This window comes from Aurantimonas marianensis, from assembly GCF_024195285.1.
In the GTDB taxonomy this organism is placed as follows: domain Bacteria; phylum Pseudomonadota; class Alphaproteobacteria; order Rhizobiales; family Rhizobiaceae; genus Aurantimonas; species Aurantimonas marianensis.
On record NZ_JALHBS010000036.1, the window covers coordinates 13340 to 32947 of the forward strand.

General features: G+C 62.8%; 23 protein-coding genes. 6 read left to right on the forward strand and 17 right to left on the reverse strand.

The window, feature by feature from the left end; translation table 11 throughout:
• Nucleotides 1–73 precede the first annotated feature (73 nt).
• From soxB to MJ956_RS07090, 7 genes are all read right to left on the reverse strand, one after another.
• Entirely contained in the window at nucleotides 74–1768 is a 1695-nt protein-coding gene (gene soxB / locus MJ956_RS07060; RefSeq protein WP_253963777.1) for a thiosulfohydrolase SoxB, read from the reverse strand.
• A 99-nt stretch (nucleotides 1769–1867) separates the two neighbouring features.
• On the reverse strand, nucleotides 1868–2710 hold the full coding sequence (gene soxA, locus MJ956_RS07065; RefSeq protein ID WP_253963798.1) for a sulfur oxidation c-type cytochrome SoxA: 843 nt from the start codon (nucleotides 2708–2710) through the stop codon (nucleotides 1868–1870).
• Nucleotides 2711–2800: 90 nt separating this feature from the next.
• Nucleotides 2801–3124, reverse strand: coding sequence for a thiosulfate oxidation carrier complex protein SoxZ (gene soxZ, locus MJ956_RS07070; RefSeq protein WP_253963778.1), 324 nt, complete (start codon nucleotides 3122–3124; stop codon nucleotides 2801–2803).
• A 93-nt stretch (nucleotides 3125–3217) separates the two neighbouring features.
• Nucleotides 3218–3673 (reverse strand): thiosulfate oxidation carrier protein SoxY, encoded by a 456-nt coding sequence (gene soxY, locus MJ956_RS07075; protein ID WP_253963779.1) that lies wholly within the window; start codon nucleotides 3671–3673, stop codon nucleotides 3218–3220.
• Nucleotides 3674–3688: 15 nt separating this feature from the next.
• Nucleotides 3689–4150, reverse strand: a complete 462-nt coding sequence (gene soxX / locus MJ956_RS07080) for a sulfur oxidation c-type cytochrome SoxX (RefSeq protein WP_253963780.1) — start codon at nucleotides 4148–4150, stop codon at nucleotides 3689–3691.
• Between the two features lie 148 nt (nucleotides 4151–4298).
• Nucleotides 4299–4886: a thioredoxin family protein gene (locus MJ956_RS07085; RefSeq protein ID WP_253963781.1), complete on the reverse strand. Its 588-nt coding sequence runs from the start codon at nucleotides 4884–4886 to the stop codon at nucleotides 4299–4301.
• A gap of 30 nt (nucleotides 4887–4916) precedes the next feature.
• Nucleotides 4917–5651, reverse strand: coding sequence for a cytochrome c biogenesis CcdA family protein (locus MJ956_RS07090; RefSeq protein WP_253963782.1), 735 nt, complete (start codon nucleotides 5649–5651; stop codon nucleotides 4917–4919).
• A gap of 86 nt (nucleotides 5652–5737) precedes the next feature.
• Between MJ956_RS07090 and MJ956_RS07095 the strand changes: the two genes are divergently transcribed.
• The 3 genes from MJ956_RS07095 to MJ956_RS07105 all read left to right on the forward strand — a co-directional run bounded on the left by MJ956_RS07095 (nucleotide 5738) and on the right by MJ956_RS07105 (nucleotide 7767).
• Nucleotides 5738–6166, forward strand: coding sequence for a thioredoxin domain-containing protein (locus MJ956_RS07095; RefSeq protein ID WP_253963783.1), 429 nt, complete (start codon nucleotides 5738–5740; stop codon nucleotides 6164–6166).
• Between the two features lie 63 nt (nucleotides 6167–6229).
• Nucleotides 6230–6553 (forward strand): ArsR/SmtB family transcription factor, encoded by a 324-nt coding sequence (locus tag MJ956_RS07100; protein WP_253963799.1) that lies wholly within the window; start codon nucleotides 6230–6232, stop codon nucleotides 6551–6553.
• Between the two features lie 116 nt (nucleotides 6554–6669).
• The gene (locus tag MJ956_RS07105) at nucleotides 6670–7767 is read left to right on the forward strand and encodes a YeeE/YedE family protein (protein ID WP_253963784.1); all 1098 of its coding nucleotides are present in this window, start codon (nucleotides 6670–6672) and stop codon (nucleotides 7765–7767) included.
• A gap of 1 nt (nucleotide 7768) precedes the next feature.
• Here the strand turns inward: MJ956_RS07105 and MJ956_RS07110 are convergent, their stop codons facing one another.
• Nucleotides 7769–8680, reverse strand: a complete 912-nt coding sequence (locus MJ956_RS07110; RefSeq protein ID WP_253963785.1) for an MBL fold metallo-hydrolase — start codon at nucleotides 8678–8680, stop codon at nucleotides 7769–7771.
• A gap of 306 nt (nucleotides 8681–8986) precedes the next feature.
• Nucleotides 8987–9355, reverse strand: a complete 369-nt coding sequence (locus MJ956_RS07115; protein WP_253963786.1) for a flagellar export protein FliJ — start codon at nucleotides 9353–9355, stop codon at nucleotides 8987–8989.
• Between the two features lie 365 nt (nucleotides 9356–9720).
• Here MJ956_RS07115 and ctrA point away from each other — a divergent pair, with 365 nt between their 5' ends.
• Entirely contained in the window at nucleotides 9721–10416 is a 696-nt protein-coding gene (ctrA, locus tag MJ956_RS07120) for a response regulator transcription factor CtrA (protein WP_206454803.1), read from the forward strand.
• A 268-nt stretch (nucleotides 10417–10684) separates the two neighbouring features.
• On the opposite strand, the gene MJ956_RS07125 is transcribed toward ctrA, so the two are convergent.
• A complete protein-coding gene (locus MJ956_RS07125) occupies nucleotides 10685–11065 on the reverse strand; it encodes a response regulator (RefSeq protein ID WP_253963787.1) in 381 nt (126 codons plus the stop codon).
• 129 nt (nucleotides 11066–11194) lie between these two features.
• Entirely contained in the window at nucleotides 11195–11821 is a 627-nt protein-coding gene (gene chpT / locus MJ956_RS07130; protein WP_253963788.1) for a histidine phosphotransferase ChpT, read from the reverse strand.
• A gap of 265 nt (nucleotides 11822–12086) precedes the next feature.
• On the opposite strand from chpT, the gene MJ956_RS07135 reads away from it, so the two are divergent.
• Together MJ956_RS07135 and MJ956_RS07140 are read left to right on the forward strand one after the other, a co-directional pair.
• Nucleotides 12087–12668, forward strand: coding sequence for a DUF1134 domain-containing protein (locus MJ956_RS07135; RefSeq protein WP_253963789.1), 582 nt, complete (start codon nucleotides 12087–12089; stop codon nucleotides 12666–12668).
• A gap of 235 nt (nucleotides 12669–12903) precedes the next feature.
• Entirely contained in the window at nucleotides 12904–14070 is a 1167-nt protein-coding gene (locus MJ956_RS07140; protein ID WP_253963790.1) for a hypothetical protein, read from the forward strand.
• A gap of 12 nt (nucleotides 14071–14082) precedes the next feature.
• Here the strand turns inward: MJ956_RS07140 and MJ956_RS07145 are convergent, their stop codons facing one another.
• From MJ956_RS07145 to MJ956_RS07170, 6 genes are all read right to left on the reverse strand, one after another.
• On the reverse strand, nucleotides 14083–14895 hold the full coding sequence (locus MJ956_RS07145) for a TrmH family RNA methyltransferase (RefSeq protein WP_253963791.1): 813 nt from the start codon (nucleotides 14893–14895) through the stop codon (nucleotides 14083–14085).
• A 9-nt stretch (nucleotides 14896–14904) separates the two neighbouring features.
• On the reverse strand, nucleotides 14905–15741 hold the full coding sequence (gene fghA / locus MJ956_RS07150; protein WP_253963792.1) for an S-formylglutathione hydrolase: 837 nt from the start codon (nucleotides 15739–15741) through the stop codon (nucleotides 14905–14907).
• Nucleotide 15742: 1 nt separating this feature from the next.
• On the reverse strand, nucleotides 15743–16852 hold the full coding sequence (locus tag MJ956_RS07155) for an S-(hydroxymethyl)glutathione dehydrogenase/class III alcohol dehydrogenase (RefSeq protein ID WP_253963793.1): 1110 nt from the start codon (nucleotides 16850–16852) through the stop codon (nucleotides 15743–15745).
• 236 nt (nucleotides 16853–17088) lie between these two features.
• Nucleotides 17089–18264 (reverse strand): DegT/DnrJ/EryC1/StrS family aminotransferase, encoded by a 1176-nt coding sequence (locus MJ956_RS07160; protein WP_253963794.1) that lies wholly within the window; start codon nucleotides 18262–18264, stop codon nucleotides 17089–17091.
• Entirely contained in the window at nucleotides 18258–18905 is a 648-nt protein-coding gene (locus tag MJ956_RS07165) for an acetyltransferase (RefSeq protein ID WP_253963795.1), read from the reverse strand. The genes MJ956_RS07160 and MJ956_RS07165 overlap by 7 nt, the downstream gene beginning before the upstream one ends.
• Entirely contained in the window at nucleotides 18902–19507 is a 606-nt protein-coding gene (locus tag MJ956_RS07170) for a sugar transferase (RefSeq protein WP_253963796.1), read from the reverse strand. Before MJ956_RS07170 ends, MJ956_RS07165 begins: the two co-directional genes overlap by 4 nt.
• Nucleotides 19508–19608: the final 101 nt, after the last annotated feature.

Consider the following 19608-nt stretch of genomic DNA (forward strand, 5'->3'; position numbering starts at 1 on the left):
ATTTTCCTCCGAATATCGATATATTCAATAAATGAAATATATCAGCACAGACCTTGCCTGTCGAGAAGCGCGTTCAACCTTTCAGTTGAACGCTTCGGTTCGGTTCAAGCGAAACCGTGGGGTTCTTCGTCAGATAGCCTTCGACGACATCCCAAATCGGCGGACCTTCGGTCCCCTCGTTGACCGACGCCCATCCGGCGACGACATACTCCCGGCTTGCCTCTATCGGCGTGTCGGTCTTGAGGATCGTCATGTCCGAAATGCGCGAGCCGATCTCCTTGGTCGGGTCGATTCCAAATCCCATACCGCCGACGCGAACCATGTCGCCGCCCTGCTGGTAATACGGATCGCTGTTGAAGAGATTATCGGCGACATCCTCCAGGATGGCCTTCAGCGTCTCGCCGGTCATATTGCTCCGGTAGACGGCGGGATAGGTCATGGCGCAGACGTTGTGGACGTCTTCCATGGTGATGTCGCTTCCAGCCGGGAGGGAGGTGCCCCACCGGAAGCCCGGCGACAGGGCGATTTCCGCATCCCGCTCTTCGAGCAGCGCCTCGCAGATCAGATCATCCCATGTGCCGTTGAAATTGCCGCGGCGGTAGAGCAGGCTCTCGGTCCTGCCGACGACGCGCTTCAGTTCCGCCTCGTAGGGCTCCCGCACCGAATCGATGATCGAGGCCATCTCGAGATCCGGCGTGATCACATCGGAAAAGACCGGGATCAGGCGGTAGCGGAAATCCTTCAAGCGCCCATCCGAAATGTCGAGATCCAGGCGGCTGAGGAACTTGCCGTTCGAGCCCGAGGCGATCAGCATGGTCTTGCCGACCATGAAGGGCTCCGGCAGCGCGTCATGGGTATGGCCCGTCAGGATGATGTCGATACCCTCGACCCGCGAGGCCAGCTTGCGGTCGACGTCGAAGCCGTTATGCGACAACAGCACGACCAGATCGGCGCCGGCCGCCCTCGCCGCGGCGACGTGCTTGACGATCTCCTCGTCGCGGATGCCGAAGGACCAGCCGGGAATCAGCCAGGACGGATTGGCGATTGGCGTATAGGGGAAAGCCTGTCCGATGACGGCGATCTTCGACCCGCCCCGCTCGAACATCTTCCAAGCCTCGAAGGCGGGCTCGTCCCATTCATTGTCGAAAATATTCGAGCCGAGGAAGGAGAACGGCAACGCCTCGATGGCGTCGTTCACCCGCTCGGTGCCATAGGTGAATTCCCAATGGCCGGTCATCGCGTCAGGCTTCAGCGCGTTCATGGCAGTGATCATGTCGGCGCCGGAGGTCTTGTTCGCCGTATAGCTGCCCTGCCAGGTATCGCCGCCGTCAAGCAGCAGGACATTGTCCTCGCCGCGCTCGGCGCGTGCGCGCTTGACGATCGTCGCGGTGCGATCGAGGCCGCCCATCTTGCCGTAGCGCCCGGCCAGCGCCGCGAAATCTTCCGACGTCAGCGCATAGGCATCGGGCGTGCCCGGCTCGATGTTGTAGAGCTTGAGGAAATCCGCGCCGGAGACATGCGGCGGCTGCCCCACGGCCTCACCGACACCGATGTTGACCGCTGGCTCGCGGAAGAACACCGGCTTCAACTGCGCATGAATATCGGTGATGTGAAGGATCGTCAGATTGCCGAAATCGGGCGCACCCAGCAGGTCGTCCTCGCTCATCAGCTGCTGCGCGGCGGCACGGGACCAGCGACCGGACAATCCTGAGCCGGTCAACGCCGCCAAGGCCACCGTCGCCGTCAAAAACTCGCGTCTTGAAAACATAGCTTGCCCTCGATCCGGACCGCATTGGCGATCCGGATTCGTCAACTCGTTTTGGAAAAGAAGACGCGAGGGCGCCCGTGAACGCCCTCGCTGATTGTTTTACTGCCGCACTGCGGGCGTTTCGACCGACAAGCCGCTACCGCGCCAAGCGGTGTAGACTTCCAGAGCCATCAGCTCGTCGGAAAAGGCCGCCGGATATTCGGCACGCGTATCGCGGATACAGCCACGGAACCGGTTCTGGATCGAAACCAGGTTCCCCTGCTTCAGCCGGTAGGTCGGGAAGCCGTTCGTCTGCCCCTGGCTGAGATGGTCGGCACGGATATACTGGCCGCTATTGGCCTCGTGACAGGACGCGCATGCCAGATTGAGCTGGCCGGTCCGCAGATAATAGCGGTCCTTGCCCTTCTCCCACCAATCCATCATCTCGCCCTCGGCGAGATCGATTTTCACGGGCTCGCCAAGCGACTGATGCTTGATGTAGGCGGTCAGATCCTTCTGGTCCTGAACGTCGAACTTGTAGGGCTCGGCCTCCATGCGCTCGGTCCGGCAGGCATTGATCTGCAACTCGACATTGAACGGCTTTTGCTCTTTCTCATTCCACTTGGGATAATTCGCCCCGACGCCCTTCATCGTCTCCGCCGCGTCATCGTGACACGAGGCGCAGGATTTTCCCGCCTCCCCCTCGACGGTGTTCCAGATTTCTTCGCCACGCTGCACGTTGAGCATGCCGGGATTCTCGAAACTGTCCGACTCCACCTGCCGCGTCTCCGCCTCGCGATAGAGCCAGCCGGATTTCACTTCGTCAAACGGATGTCCCGGCGGCTCGGTCGGCGCTGGCGCGACCGTGATCATCTCCTCGCCGTCGATCGTAAGAGTTTCCTCGACCGGCTCGGCGACGGCGCCCGAGACCAGCGCGAGGCTACCGAAAGACACGACACTCATCAGTGCGATGGCAGTTTTTTTCACGCAATTCTCCTCCCGATTACAGTGATCGATGGGCGGCCGGCCGGTTTCAAAAAACCGGCCAGGTCCTTATTTGACCTCGATCTTCTGCTCGTCCGTGTAGGTCTCACCATTGTCGTCGACCCAGGTGAACTTGAACGTTCCGCTCTCCGGCACCTTGGAGGTGAACTCGAAATACGGGTTGGCCGAAACCGCGGGCTCCAGATTGGTCTCGAAGACCTTTGTTCCATTGAACTCGGCGGTGAACGTGTTGATGATCTGGCGCGGGATCACATTGCCTTCTTTGTCCTTGCGCTGACCGGACTCCATATCATGACTGATCAGCGTCTTGATCGTCACAACCTCGCCGGCCTCAGCGCTTTTCGGGACCTTCACTCGGGGCTTTGATGCCATTTTTTCTCTCCTCCGACGCTAGCGGCTCTCTGGGTCTAAGCCCGGCCGTGCCTCGTTCGATTTCTGATTCGGCGACCTCGTCCGATGGGGCGATCAGCCGCCGCAACCGCCGATCGTCACCTTGACTTCCTTGCGATCGGAGTAGGTCGAGCCGTCGCTCAGCTTCGCGACCGCGATGACGTTTTGCGTCTTGGCGAGCCGAATGCGCGTCGTCGCCACGGCCGTGCCACTCATCGGCGTGAAGCGGAAGGTCGCCACTTCCGGGTTGGGATTGCCGTCGGCGAAGATCGTGACGGACTCCACATACTCGCCCTCCGTCATCGGGCTCTCGACCTCGACCGAGATCGGCACGGTGTTGCCGTTCTCGGCGATCTCCGGCGCGGTGAGCGAAATCCTACCGGTCTGCGGCTCGCTCCCACCGGTCAGATCTGACACCGCCTTGGCGGTTTCCTCCGGAGTGGCGAATGCCCGCCCGGGGGCGAACGCAACCAAACCGGCCGCCGCCGCGCCAGCGGACAGCGCGAACATGTGTCGTCTCGTAACATTCATCTTTTCAACCTTTCGCTATTCGCCGTTCAGCGTACCCAGATAGGCAACGACGTCCTCGACCTCTTGCGCCGTCAGGATCGTCTTGCCCTTGAATTTCTCCGCGACGTCCACGCCGACATCGAGCGTGTAGAAGCCCGGCATGACGGTTTGCTCGCCGAACACCTGCTTGGCGTTGGCGACGATCGCCCGAATCTGCCCTGGCTCCCAGCGCGACGCCACGCCATCCATCGGCGGCCCCACGGTTCCGTGGAAAAGCTGCCCCGAAAGATCCTTGTTAGCGTGACAGGCAAGGCAATTGCCCAGACTGCGATCCGCGAAAACCTCGCGTCCCTTCTCCGGGTCGCCAGGCTGCCCGGTCAAGGATTCGGTGACCGCCATATCGGTGTAGGTCACGTCGGTGGGCGCCGTCTCGGCGGCATTGGCCAGCGGTGCGGCCGTTACGATCAAGGCGAGACTTAGCGCGAGAGAACGCGTCATGAACAAGGCTTCCTCCGATTGCCGGCCTTTCCGGCCGATCTGCTGCGATTCTGGCGATCAGCTTAGGCGATCCCGTTGTTAGAATGCAAGAATTGTTTTTTTTGCATATTTTTGCGATTGCTCACCCGGATTTGTTGCGCTGCAGCAATCAATTGGCCGGTTGAGCATCGATGAGTCCTTTCTCTTCGAGCCTGCGGGCATGATACTTTTGAAAGTGCTCATCGCCATCGTAGCCCTTGGTCCTGACCCACTCGAACATGTTGAGAAAGGTCTGCTTGCCGAACAGGCCCGGCATTGTTGCCACCGCGGCCTCGCCGGCCGTCCCCGCTTCTGGCACTTCCTCCGGCATGAAGAGAATAGTTGGCGTGAACACGACAGCCCAGCGGCGGCCGGCGGTCTTTTCCGTCAGCGTTTCGCCATCGAGGTCGGTCACCTCCTCGTCGCCGAACAGGTTGTACTGGACGACCTTGAAATTCGTCTTGATGTAGTCGCGGATCTCCGGATCGACCAGCAGTTCCTCGTGCATCTTCTTGCAATAGATGCAGCCGCGCTGCTCGAACACCAGCACGAGGCGCTTGCCCTCTTCCTTGGCGGCCTGGATGTCGTCGGCGACGTCCTTGAAGGTGAGAGAGAACCAGTCCTGCTTGTGGAGCCCGTCGTCACCGATCTCCACCGCATTCGCGCCGCCGGCGAGAAAACCGGCGAAGGCGCCGATGATAAGCAATTGCCTGAACATGCCATCCTCCTGTTTGAGCGGGGCCGTCGATCAACCGATCGTCGCAAAGCCCGGAAAGGTTTCCAAGAGCCAATAGGATATCGTCGACATCTGGCCCGTCGCGAACAGGATTCCCGTGAACACCAGCAGGCCTCCCATCGCCTTTTCGACCTTGGCCATATGAGGGCGCATACGCGCGGCGAAATCGAGAAACCGCGTCGCGAACGCCGCGGCGATCAGAAACGGCACCCCGATCCCGATCGAATAGGTCGCAAGCAGCCCGGCGCCGCGTAGCGCGGTGTCCTGGGAACCGGCGACGAACAGGATCGCGGCGAGCACAGGGCCGACGCAGGGCGTCCAACCGAACGCGAAGGCAAGGCCCATGACATAGGCCCCGATCGGCCCGGCCGGCTTCCTGGCGACCTGGACCCTCGCCTCGCGATACAACAATCCCAGCCGGAACACGCCGAGGAAATGCAGTCCCATCACGATGATGATGACCCCCGCGATGACGGACAGGAGATCGAACCATTGCGCGACGGCCTGACCGATGATGCTGGCGGTCGCTCCAAGTGCGACGAAGACGGTCGTGAAGCCGGCGACGAAGGCTGTCGATGCCAGCATGATCTGGCGCGCCACCGCCGGCTCGGCGCCGCGCTCGCGCACCTGATCGAAGCTGAGACCCGCCAGATACGCAAGATAAGGAGGAACGATCGGCAGCACGCAGGGCGAGATAAAGGACAGGAGCCCCGCCAGAAGGGCCGCGCTGAATCCGACATCGAGCATTTGGCCGTTTCCAAGGACGATCTTATGTTCGGGTATCCGAAGGCGATCGTCTGCGCCATATTGGAACCTTATTCATTTATAGAAGGATGCATATGTTTACATCTGTTGTAAATGTCCGTTTCCGCCTATGGCTACGACGGCTGCCGCTTGTCGCCGGAATTGTTTTCGCCCTGCTCGGCTTGGCGACGATCAGCGGTCAGGCCGCCACGCTCTTGATGCTGGAGCAACCAGGATGCGTCTGGTGCAAGCGCTTCAACGAGGAGATCGCGCCGGCTTACGCCAAGACGCCGGAAGGTCAACGCGCGCCGCTTCGCCGCGTCGACATTACCGAGGATTGGCCGGACGATTTGAAGGACATTCGATCGGAGCGTTTGACCCCGACCTTTATTCTTCTCGACAACGGGGTGGAGATTGACCGCATGGTGGGGTATCCCGGAGATGTGTTCTTCTGGGGGCTCTTGAACGACATGCTTTCAAAGCTGCCCGATGACGATATGGCTGCGTCTATGCACTAACCGAGGCGGGCGACGGAATTGGTCGAGATAACGAGTTGGGCAGTACCGGGCTTCGACAATAAGGTGTCGAACGATGAGACCGACGCCTTCTTCGAGCAGGCCAAGAAGGCCAGTGACCTTCTGAAGGCGATGTCGCACGAAACCCGCCTGATGATCCTTTGCCTGCTTGCCGAAGGCGAACGCTCCGTCGGGGACATCGAGGCGATCTTGTCGATGCCGCAGGCGGCGGTGTCGCAGCAATTGGCGCGGCTCCGGCTCGATCGGCTGGTGACGACGCGCCGCGAAGGCCGCACGATCTACTACAATCTCGCCGATGACGAGGTAATGCCGCTTATCGGAACGCTTTACGATCTGTTTTGCGCCCGTGTCCGCGGGAAAACACGATAGGCTTGCCGCCGGTGTGAACGCCGGACCGCTGTGTACAGGGGACGCTTGCGGGTGGGCGTGGTAAGCCTTAGCCTTTGACCGGAAGCGCATCGGATGCGCATTGGGAGAGCACGCACATGCTCGTTGAAAGCGGCTTCGCGCCGCCGCTGGCGGGATTGATCGCCGGTACGGCGATGGGCTACGTCGCGAGGCGCTATCATTTCTGTACGATGTCGGCCTTGGAACGGCGCTGGTACGCCGGCGACGACAACGGGTTGCGCGCGTGGGGCTTGGCGATTCTGGTTGCGATCGTGTTGAGCCAGGCCCTGGCGGTCGCCGGTTTGTTCGAACCCAGCCAGAGCTTCTACCTTTCCCCGGCGTTTGGTTGGACGGGCGCGATCCTCGGCGGCGTCGCCTTCGGCTTCGGAATGGCACTCGTCGGCACATGTGGCTTCGGCGCCCTGGTGAGGCTCGGCGGAGGTTCGCTGCGCGGCCTCATCGTGGTCGTCATTTTGGGACTTTCGGCCCTTGCCGCGCAGCGAGGCCTTGTCGCCGCCGGTCGCGTCGCCCTGGTCGATTCCCAAGCCTACGATCTGTCCGCGCTGGGATCGCCCGACCAGTCGCTCGGCTCGCTCGCCAGCGCCCTCACCGGCCGCGACATGACGCTGCCGGTAACGGGCCTGGTGGTCGCATTGCTGGGTCACTGGATTTTCAGATCATCCGCGTTTCGCCACGATCACGGTAAGATCATCGCCGGCGTGGCGATCGGCACGGTCGTCGCATTCGGCTGGGCGGCGACCTCCTGGATCGCGGCCCGTTCCTTTGATCCGGTGCAGATCGAAAGCGCGTCCTTCGTGGTGCCGCCGGGCGATCTCATCCTGCAGATTATCGCCGTGACGGGCAGCCTGCCGGACTACGGCGTCGGCCTCGTCCTCGGCGTCGTCGTCGGCGCCGCGGCCGCCGCGGTGCAACGTCGCGACGTGCGCTGGGAAGCCTGCGACGACGCGCGTGAGCTCTCGCGGCATCTGGCGGGGGCCGCGCTGATGGGCGTCGGTGGAGTATTCTCGCTCGGCTGCACGATTGGACAAGGCATTTCGGCGGCTTCGCTTCTGACGATTTCGGCGCCGGTCGTGCTGATTTCGATCGCGATCGGCGCGCGGTTGGGCCTCGCCTACATCCTGGAAGGTTCCATCCGCTACGCTTTCATGCCCATCGAGCGCGGGCCGGCGAAGTGAATCAGATTGCCGGAACGAACCGGTAGGCTGCCCCGTCCGCCTCGACGCGTCCGATCCCCCCATTGGGCAGGTGGAAGCCGACGAACCGCAACTTGTCCGCGGCCAGCCGGTCGAGCAACATACGGCGCGTCGACGCACCCTGCTCGCGATCTTGATCCGCGCCCCAATGCCAGTCGGGCCGGGCGAAGGACACCGGGTCGTTCGATATGGCATCGCCGACGACCATCGCCGGCTCGTCGAGAGCGTGAATCACGAAGGCCGTGTGACCGGGCGTATGGCCGGGCGTCCCCATCGCCTCGATTCCGGGGATGATCTCCGTGCCGGCCTGGAACCGCTCGGTTCGCTCCTCGATCGCCTCGAAGCGGCTGCGAGCGCCGACGACGAATACCTTGCGGTCGTCCGGCGCGGCGACAAGCGTTTCCTCGGCCCGCCAGAAGTCCCATTCCGTGCCGGAGATGTGGAAGGTCGCCTGCGGGAAGACCACTTCGTCGAAATCGTCGACGACGCCCCAGATATGATCGGGATGAGCATGGGTGAACACGACATCGGTGATCGCACCGGGATCGATGTCCGCGGCTGCCAGACTTTCGGTCAGGAGGCCCGCTGAAGGCATGAAATTCGGCCCCGAACCCGCGTCGAAAAGGACGAGGCGATTCGGCAGACGAACGAGGGTCAGATTGCACGGAGGCGTCAATTCACCGGACTGGACGAAGGGCGCCCCTTCCAAAGCCGCGAGTTCGGCCTGCGGAATATCGGGCAGGACGAAGTTGAGCGGCAGGACGAGATTGCCGTCGCTGACCGTCGTCAGCGCTCCGGCCTCTGCCGAGGCAAAGGCATTTCCCGCCACGGCCGGCACCAGCGGCGCCGCGAGCCCGGCCAGCAATGCCCGGTTGAAGGTCCGACGGCTGATCATTGGCTTTCTTCCATGCTTCGGATCGGCCAGGACGATGGCCGGGACGGTATATTCTCACAATCGAATATGTTTTCAAAGCCGCATCGGCGGCGCGAGACGTGCCACGGGGCGGTCTGCCCGGCTCGCGCGAGCGTCCGCCAGGCGTAATGCGGCGAAAATCGTGTGGGCGGCGGGACGCGCACGGACGGCGTGGTGGTCGCACGCAATGCCAAAACGGCTCCCACCGTCGAACAATGCGACGGCTGCAACGGCAGGAGACAAGGCGCAACGGAGCGGACGCCAGTGTCCGCGATATGGTCAGATGTTCTAGCCGACGGCCTCGCGCCGTGATTCTGACTCCTCCCGGCTCCCGTCGCGCTGCTCCAGCTTCTCCGAATGCAGCAGCTCGGCCTCGGCCTCCTCCAGCGCCAGCCGGGCGGCGTTCGTCTGGACCTTCAGATCCTTGACCGAATTGGTCAAGTTGTCGCGACGGGCTCGGGCCGCCTTGGCGAAGGTGGGATAGGCGAAGTGTTGGACGTCACTGATGCCGGCCTTCTTCTCCTCGTTGACGATCTGATTGTCGAGTTCAGCTGCCATGCGGGCGAATTCGCCCATCATCAGTTCGAGTTGCTCGAGTTGGCGGCGCTTTTCCGCGACCTTGAAACGCGCCAGTCGCACCAGGTTGTCACGCTTCATACTCAAATCCCTAGCTGACGGCTCCGCCTGACGGAACACCCATGAACAATGCGTTTGACGGGTTTCAGGCAAGCCTCGGGAGCTATGCGTCTTAACCGTCTGTTTACGCGCACCGTTAATCATAGGGGTGAGGATTTAAGGCCGGGTAAACCGGAATGACCCATTTCGCGGTATCCCGCGGGAAGCGCGCGAACGGGTTCACGGGAAAGACCTTGCCTCGAACCAATCCGCAGATGCACTGCGGTCGGATCCATGAAGGATCAAGAGTATTTGTTAACCATTGCCTGCCATTTTTTGGCCGAATTTAGACAACGAGAGCTTACCGAATATCCAAGTTCGGCGTGGCTGGCTGAGAGGAATTTCTGATGCGCGTTCTTTTGATCGAAGACGATAGCGCCGTCGCACAGAGCATCGAGCTCATGCTGAAATCGGAAAGCTTCAACGTCTATACAACCGACTTGGGCGAGGAGGGGGTCGATCTTGGAAAGCTCTACGATTACGACCTGATCCTGCTCGATCTCAATCTTCCCGACATGTCCGGCTACGAAGTACTGCGCACGCTGCGCCTGTCCAAGGTGAAGACACCGATCCTGATCCTGTCGGGTATGGCGGGAATCGAGGACAAGGTCCGCGGTCTCGGCTTCGGCGCCGACGACTACATGACCAAGCCCTTCCACAAGGACGAACTGGTGGCGCGGATCCACGCGATCGTCAGGCGGTCGAAGGGCCATGCCCAATCGGTCATCCACACCGGCGATCTCACCGTCAATCTCGATGCCAAGACAGTCGAGGTGGCGGGTCAGCGGGTACATCTGACCGGCAAGGAATACGCCATGCTGGAGCTGCTGTCCCTGCGCAAGGGGACGACGCTCACCAAGGAAATGTTTCTCAACCACCTTTATGGCGGCATGGACGAGCCCGAACTGAAGATCATCGATGTCTTCATCTGCAAGCTGCGCAAGAAGCTTGCGACCGCGACCGAGGGCAAGAACTACATCGAAACGGTCTGGGGACGCGGCTACGTATTGCGCGAGCCGGAAGAGGCACGCGGCGCCGCCTGAACGCGAGACCGCGAGTTCGCCGACCAGGCGACCCGCCCGGATTTTTCGCGGCGGGTCATTGTCGGCGACATCTCGGCGCCGACCATCCCCACCCGCTTGATGCACAACGAGAAACAGGAAAAAGCGGAAACGTCGCTTGCCTTCCACGGCGAGAGCATCGGACCGAGAAGTGGAATCCGGTTTTTGGATGATCCGCGGCCGGATCAAAATGTTAGAGCGTCCTTTGCGCGTCCGAATGGACGCGCGGCGCTCCAGTGACAACGATCGGTCACGCCGCGGCGGACGACTCCAGATACGGTTTGATCCAGGAACGAAGCGCGTCACGGTCGAACGGCTTGTAGATGTAGTCCGTCGCGCCGGCGCGCTTGAGACGGGTCATCAACCCGAGATTGGCATCGACGATCGAGGCAAGAATGACGAGACCCGTGCCCTTCGCCATACGGCGCATATCGTCAACAAGTTGCGGGCCGGCACTGTCACTGGGACAAGCCGCGACGATGGCGATGTCCGGCAGGCCGTTTTCCTTGATCCACTCCCGCGCTTCCTCGGCGTTCGCCACGCTTTCGACAGCGAGACCGAATTGCAAGAGAATGTGCGACGCGATCTTCCGAATGACCGGCGCGTCGTCGACGACGAGACAGGTTTGCATGGCCTGACAACTCCGCTTGGTTCGCCCTCACCGATATGTCCGGGTCGACCGCGGCGAAGTTGTAGCCCAGCAGGTTTGCCGTTTCGTTCAGAAACAAGGGTAAGAATGCATGAAGGCGATCGTTCGACGCTAGGATACGCGGAACACGACCGAGGCATCGTTCTTTTCATGGACGACCGTCAGACCCGCCTCCTTGGCCAGAAACAACGTGTAATAGGGCTGTATCGCCTGGGCATCCACCGCCTCCTGGGCGGCATCGCCATTGAGGAGCGCGAGCAGGCGCGGCTGGATGCGAATCCGCTCTCCGGATGCGCGGACACTGGCCCGAGGCGGGTCGATCGCCTCGATGTCGACCCGGACCTCGCCGCCGCGACTGATCGATGCGCTGGCCAGCATCACGAGATTGAGGACGATCTTGGCGAAGTTCTTCGCCGCGTATCCTCCCTCGCCTTCCCAGACGAGGTTCGCCTTCTCATGGTCCATATACCCCATCGCCGCTGCCCTGGCCTCGTTGAGATCGATGGTAGCGGTCGGCGAACCCGCGGAGCCGAAAGCAATTCGCGCGAACTGGAGCTTGGCCACGGCCGATTTGAGCGAGTGACGAACCAGCTCCATCGATTCGCGGTCGTCGGGCATGTCGTCCAGCAATTCCAGCCCGCTCTGAATCCCGAAGACCGGCGAAATGATATCGTGGCAAAGCTTGCTGGACAGAAGTGCGGCGAGATCCGCCGCGGAGAGTTCTGGAAGGGTCGTCATACAAAGTCCGTTTCGATCGAGACAGGGGGACGCGATCACGGCGAATCACCCGTCCCATTTCGATACGAAGCATGATTTCAAGCGAGAGTCCCGTCAACCGATGGCGGCTCGTCGATCCGCGAAGAGAAATCTGATCGCGGCACGTTCGCGTTAGGCATTTGAAAAGCATGTTTTGTTCAAATGCAGGGGAAGTCGCCCGCAAAGGGCGCCATGCGGACCTGGCCCACATCGCCGGGAGCACCCGCTTTCTCGAAAGGAGCCGGTCATGAACGGTATTATCCGGACGGTCCGCAACTTCGTCGTGGTCGCGATGCTGGCATCGGGCCTGCTTCCGGCCGCCCCGGCGATGGCTCAGGCCAATCCGGCCGGCTACAGCATGGACGAGGTCGTCCAGACCGGGCATCAGTTTTTCGGTACGACATCGGGAAGCCTTGCCCAGCTCATCGAACAGGCCTTCCAGCGTCACGGTCTTCCCAACGGCTACATTCTGGGCGAGGAGGCGGCGGGCGCCTTTTTCGGCGGCCTGCGATTTGGTGAGGGCACGCTTTTCACCAAGAATGCCGGTCAGCACCGCATCTTTTGGCAGGGGCCTTCGCTCGGCTTCGACGTCGGCGGCGACGGCGCGCGCACGATGATGCTCGTCTACGATCTGCCGTCGGTGGAAGCGGTGTTCGGCCGTTTCGGCGGTGTGACCGGCAGCGCCTATCTGGTCGGCGGACTGGGCATGACGGTACTGACGCGCGACAATATCGTGCTGGTGCCGGTCAAGACCGGTGTCGGTGCGCGGCTCGGGGTCAATCTGGGTTATCTGAAGCTGACGCCGATGCCGACCTGGAACCCGTTTTGAGACCATGCGCCGGGGATCGGACCCGGAAGTGGCATTCAGTTCCTTGGATCGCTCAAAGGTTCGATCAGGTCCGCAAGAGCGCACGGTATGCGTCCGGCTGAACGCACAGCCCGCCAGGGGCGTTGCCTGAAGAGCATACCGACGCGGCAAACGCCGTCGAAAAATTGTCCTGAGGCGGCACCAATGGCGACTTCTGCGTTATAGGTTCTTTCGGAAGTTCCACGCGAAGGACCCCATGATCGCCACCGGCCTGACCTTTCTCCTCGGCTTTTTCGCCGCGACACTGTTCGCGCTTCTCGTTGCACCGGTGATCTGGCGTCGCGCCAAGCGGCTCGCGCGGCGCGAGTTCGAGGCAACGATCCCATCCAGCGTGAACGAAATACGCGCCAGCTTCGATCATGTTCGTGCCGAAGCGGCGCTCCGCTCCCGGCAGCGGGAGATGGATGCGCTGGCGATGCGCGACAAGGCCGCGCTGGAGCGGGCCGAAGCGGGACGCGTGGCGCGCGAGAATGCGGAATTGCGCGCGCGCAATCGCGGTCTCTCTGAGACGGTGGCGCAGCAGGAGACCGACCTCAAGGAGCTTGCGGCGGCGCTGGAGTCGCGTGAGGAAGAATACGGCCGTCTGGAAGGGCAGTTGCGTGAAACGAGACTGGACCTCGAACGAAGCACTGACGAAGCGGACGATCTTGCCGAACGCTTCCGCGAACTGACCCAGATCGCCGAAGAACGAAAGATCGACATTCTGACGCTCGACAGCAAGCTGGAGCGGGTATCCGACGATTTTCGGTCGGCCGAACGGCGCGAGAACGAAAAGCAGAGCGTCATCGAGCGGCTTCGTGGCGAGTTGCATACCCTCGAGGGTCATCTGCAGAGAGAAAAACTCGCCGCGCGCAAACTGGAAGAGAAAGTGATCCGCCTGACGGCCCGCCTTGCCGATCTGGAAGAGCAGGCCTCGGCCCAGGATCGGCGCCCAGCCGGGTTGCTCCATGCCGCGCCGATGATTGATCGGGAAGCCCAGGATTCGGCAGATGCCGGGGATGGCCCCGTGAATGCGCGGGAACCGGCTGTGACCAGCGGACCCGAGGCCGGCGCGGCGACGATGGCTCCGACCCGGCGGACGATCAGCCAAAGCGTCCGCGATGCGATGGATCTGCCCGAACACCCGCTCGGCGAGGGAAATCTCGAAGAGGAGGACCTGCGCCAGCGTATCAGCGACATCGCGGCGCGCGTCGTCCACCTGACCGCCAAGGCCGAGGGAGCCGGATCTCCGATCGACACGATTCTCGACTCGGATAAAACGCCGTCGTCTTCCGGTGACGCCGAAGCGAAACAGGTCACCCTCGCCGACCGGATTCGCCGTCTTCGCGACAAGGAAGCCGCCAACGACCGGGCGGCCGGATAGGCGCCAGACGTCCTATTGCCGGTAATTCGCATAAAGGCCGGACAGCACGATCGCGGCCGCGGTGGCCACGTTGAGGCTGTCGATTTCGGGCTCCATTTCGATGCGGACCGTTTCCATCCCCTTCAGGAGCTCCGCTGAAAGTCCCCTGCCCTCGGCCCCGAGGAAGAGCGCCGCCGGGCCGTCGGAACCGAACTCGCGAAGCGTGATCCCCCCGGCGGGCGAGAGCGCGATGGTGCGGTAGCCGGCCTCACGGCATGACGCCAGGAGCTCGGTGCCCGAACCGGCCCGTGCCCAAGGCATCCTCAATACGGTCCCGACCGAAACCCGGATCGCCTTGCGGTAGAGCGGGTGGCAAGAGGGTGTGTCGAGCAGGACGGCGCCTGCGCCGAAGGCGGCGGCGTTGCGAAAGATCGCGCCGACATTGTCGTGATTGGCGATACCGACCGCCACCACGACTGGGCGGCCAAGCGCCGCGGCGGAGGCTGTCAGCTCGGCGGGCGTTGGCCTGACGCCTTCTTCCTCGCCATGGGCGAGAACGCCGCGATGCATGGGAAAGCCGGCGATCCGATCGAGACCCTCGTGCTCCGCAACATGGATCGGAACTCCCCGCGGCACGCGTGACAAGAGGTCGCTCAGCCCGGCCAGACGGTTGCGAAGGACAAGCAGCGCGGTCGGCCGGAATTGACGCGAGCTCAAGAGCTGGTCGAGGACGACCGTGCCCTCGGCGATGAATCCGCCCCGACCGGTCAGATCCCGATCGCGAATGTCGCGAAACACCTCCATGCGCGGATCCGACGGGTCGTCGATCGCGATGGTCTCCGGCACCGGACCGCCTCACCCCAGCCTGGCGGCGTGCCAGCGCAGATGGTCTTCCATGAAGGTCGAGATGAAATTGTAGCTGTGATCGTAGCCCGGCTGCCGCCGCAGCGTCAGCCCGATCCCGGCCTTCGCGCAGGCTGCTTCCAGCAGCTCCGGCCGGAGCTGCTCGGCGAGGAAATTGTCGGCCATGCCCTGATCGACGAACAGTTCCTCGACCCGCGCGCCATCCTCGATCAGCGCAACGGCATCATGCTTGCGCCAGATCGCGCGATCCTCGCCGAGATACATCGCCAGCGCCTTGTGGCCCCAGGGCACCTGGCTCGGCGCTCCGATCGGCGCGAATGCCGAGACGGCCCTGTAGCGATCCGGGTAGGTCAAGCCGATGGTGAGCGCGCCATGGCCGCCCATCGAGTGGCCCATGACCGACTGCCGCGCCCGGTCGGCCGGAAATCCGGCGGCTATTAGCGCCGGCAGTTCCTCCGTCACATAGCTCCACATGCGATAGTTCTTCGCGAAGGGCGCGCGCGTCGCGTCGACGTAGAAGCCGGCGCCGAGGCCGGCGTCATAGGCTCCGTCCGGATCGTCCGGCACGCCTTCGCCGCGCGGGCTCGTGTCCGGCGCGACGAGGATCAGGCCGAGTTCCGCGCAGGCGCGGCGATACTCGCCCTTGTCCATGACATTGGCATGGGTGCAGGTCAGGCCGGAGAGATACCAGACCACCGGCAGTTTCGCTCCGGTCTCATGCTCGGGCACGAAGACGGCGAAGGTCATGTCGGTGCCGGTGGCCGTGGAGGCGTGGCGGTAGACGCCCTGGACGCCGCCATGGGCCTTGCTGGTTGAGACGGTATCCATGTCAGTACACCACGACCGAGCGGATCGACTTGCCCTCGTGCATCAGGTCGAAGCCCTTGTTGATCTCTTCGAGGGTCAGCGTGTGGGTGATCATCGGGTCGATCTGGATCTTGCCGTTCATGTACCAGTCGACGATCTTCGGCGTGTCGGTGCGGCCGCGCGCGCCGCCGAAGGCCGAGCCCTTCCAGACCCGGCCGGTAACCAGCTGGAACGGCCGGGTCGAGATCTCCTTGCCGGCTTCCGCGACACCGATGACCACCGACACGCCCCAGCCGCGGTGACAGGCTTCCAGCGCCTGGCGCATGACCATCGTGTTGCCGGTGCAGTCGAAGGTGTAGTCGGCGCCGCCCTCGGTCAGTTCGACAAGATGCTGGACGATGTCGCCCTCGACCTCCTTGGGATTGACGAAATGGGTCATGCCGAAGCGTGTCCCCCACTCCTTCTTGTCGTCATTGATGTCGACACCGATGATCTTGTCGGCGCCGACGAGGCGCGCGCCCTGGATGACGTTGAGCCCGATGCCGCCGAGACCGAAGACGACGACGTTGGCGCCCGGCTCCACCTTCGCGGTATTGACCACTGCGCCGACGCCCGTCGTCACCCCGCAGCCGCAATAGCAGGCGGTCTTGAACGGCGCGTCGTCGCGAATCTTGGCAACGGCGATCTCCGGCAGCACGGTGAAGTTGGAGAAGGTCGAGCAGCCCATGTAATGATGGATCGGCTGGCCCTTGTAGCTGAAGCGTGTCGTGCCGTCCGGCATGAGGCCCTTGCCCTGGGTCGCGCGGATCGCGGTGCACAGATTGGTCTTGCCCGACAGGCAGGACTTACATTGGCGGCATTCCGGCGTGTAGAGCGGGATGACGTGATCGCCCGGCTTCACAGACGTCACCCCGGCGCCGACTTCCCGCACCACGCCCGCTCCCTCGTGGCCGAGAACGGACGGAAACAGCCCCTCGCTATCCAGCCCGTCCAGCGTGTAGGCATCGGTGTGGCAGATTCCCGTCGCCATGATTTCGACGAGGACTTCGCCGGCCTTCGGGCCTTCGAGATCGAGTTCGACGATTTCCAGCGGCTTTTTGGCTTCGAACGCAACGGCGGCGCGAGTTTTCATCTGCGAATCTCCAAACTGTCGGTGCCGCGTCCCTGCTAGACGTTTCGCGCCGCGATGGAAATCCGGCAGAGCCGAAAATCGCGGCTCCGCTCTTCGCGCCTTGCGCAGCGAGTATGGAGAAGCACGACCGAAGTCAGAACCGTTCGCGCCACCAGCGCGGAAAGACGCTGTGCCAGGGGTGTCCTTCATCAAACGGGCGGCAAGCCGTCACAGCCACGTCCGGGCGACCGGACCGATCAGCGCATCGCTTCGCGGAAAACGGTTCGCACCGTATCGCATGTCTTGGCCATCTCATCCTCCGTCAGGGTCGGATGAACCAGGAACATCAGGCTGGTTTCGCCCAGTTCGACGGCATTTGGAAGCCGTTGCGCCGGTGCGAGGCCCGCGTCGACGAACACTTTTTCCCGGTAGACTTCCGGGCAGCTTCCCGAATAGCAGGGGACCCCGGACGCGACGATGGCGTTCATGGCACGGTCGCGAGACCAGTCGCTCTTGAACGCCTCAGGACGGATGAACGAATAGAATTTGTACCACGCATGCTCCACGCCGTCGGGTACGGCGGGAGTCCGCAACGCGCCAATATCCCCGAACGCGGACGAGAGCATCTCGGCATTGCGTTTGCGGGCCGCATGCCAATCCTGCATGCGCGAAAGCTGGATGCGGCCGATCGCGGCCTGCATTTCCGTCATGCGCCAGTTCGTGCCCCAACTTTCATGCAGCCAGCGGAACCCCGGAGGATGCTGGCGCCGATAGACCGCGTCATAGCTCTTGCCGTGGTCCTTGAGCGACCAGATCTTTTCCCACAACGTGGCGTCGTCGACGGTGATCATGCCGCCCTCGCCGCCCGTGGTCATGATCTTGTCCTGGCAGAAGGACCAGGCGTTGACGTTCCCGAACGAACCGGCCGGGCGGCCGTCGATGCTGGCGCCGTGCGCCTGCGCGCAATCTTCGACCAGCGCGAGGTCGTGCGCATCGGCAAGGGCGCGGAAACCGTCCATGTCGCACGGCCCGCCGGCGAGGTGAACGCACAGGATCGCCTTGGTGCGGTCGGTGATCAGCGGCGCCACTGTGTCGGGCGTGATGTTCTGCGAGTTGCGGTCGATGTCGGCGAAGACCGGCCGGGCGCCCGCCATCGCGATGGTGGAGGCGGAGGCGAGATAGGTCCGCGGCGTACAGATGGCGTCGTCGCCCGCGCCGATCCCGAGTGCCGGCCAGATGGCGTCGAGCGCCAGGGTGCCGTTGGCCAGGGCAACGGCATGTCTCGTTCCGGCCCAATCGGCGAATTCGCGCTCGAATTCCCGACCTTCATCGCCGGTCCAGTAGTTGACCCGATTCGATTTGAGCACACGGGTGACGGCATCGACCTCCTCGTCGGTGAAGGATGGCCAGGGAGAAAAAGGAGTGTTCAGCAATGTCCGCTATCATCCATTCGTTTGGCCAGGGCACGCGCCGGCGAACCGGCGACTGTTATATCAGCCGGCACGTCCCGAACAACCGCCGAGCCGGCACCGACTGTCGCGCCCGCGCCGATTCGAACGCCATTCTTCAGGGCGGACCCGATGCCCACCCAGGCACACTGTTCGACCGTGACGTTGCCTGCCAGATGGGCCCCCGGCGAGATATGCGCCCCCGCCTCGATCGCGCAGTCATGATCGATGGTCGCACCGGTGTTGAGGATCGCGGCATCGTCAATTCGCGCGCCGATATTGACCACGACCCCTGCCGCGACAAAAACACTCCGCGCGACCGACGCATTGCGGCTGACGACGGCGGACGGGTGAAGGACGGAAGGCGTCTTGAAGCCAGCCTGCAGCAACCGGTGAAACAGAGCGAGGCGAACGCGGTTGTCGCCGACAGCGGCGATCGCGGCTGGCCACTCCTCCTTCATCGATTCGAGCGAGGCCAAGGGACCGAGGACCGGGAACAGGCCGGCTTGCACCGTCACCTGGCGGTCATCGAGGAAGGCGACGCGCTCGAATCCCATGACCAGCGCCGCATCGGCCACGACCCGGCCATGTCCTCCGGCGCCGAGAACGAGCAGCGTACGATTCACTTCGAATCCCTTCCCGCCTCGCCGCGGAAGAGCGGCATCGTCGCCTCGCCCGGAGCGGAAACGCCCGATCCGCCAAAGACCTTGAGCACGGTCATCCAGAGAATCCTGAGATCGAGCAGCAAGGAGCGATGGTCGACATACCACACGTCGTATTCGAATTTCTGCTCCCAGGACAAAGCATTGCGACCGTTGACCTGCGCCCAGCCGGTAATTCCCGGCCGGACCTCGTGGCGGCGCGCCTGCTCGGGCGAATACAGCGGAAGATAGGCCATCAGAAGCGGGCGGGGTCCGACGAGGCTCATCTCACCCTTCAGCACGTTCCACAGTTCCGGCAGTTCGTCGAGACTCGCGGCTCGCAGAAACCGGCCAAAGGGCGTCAGCCGCTCGGCGTCGGGCAGAGGGCGCCCATCTGGTCCGACCGCGTCCAGCATCGTGCGAAACTTCACCATCTCGAAAGGTTCACCACCGAGGCCCGGCCGCACCTGCCGGAACAGGACCGGCGCACCGAGCTTCAGCCGCACGAGCAGGGCCACCAGCGCGAGGACGGGCGAAAGCAGCACCAGAGCGAGCGCCGATACCAGGATGTCGAAAAGCCGCTTCATCGTCTCTCTATCGCATTCGCCGATGCAGATCTCTTTATCGCATCCGCCGATGCGGTAATTCCGCCGGTTGTTTAACCCTTAATGGCGATTTCAAAAAGAGG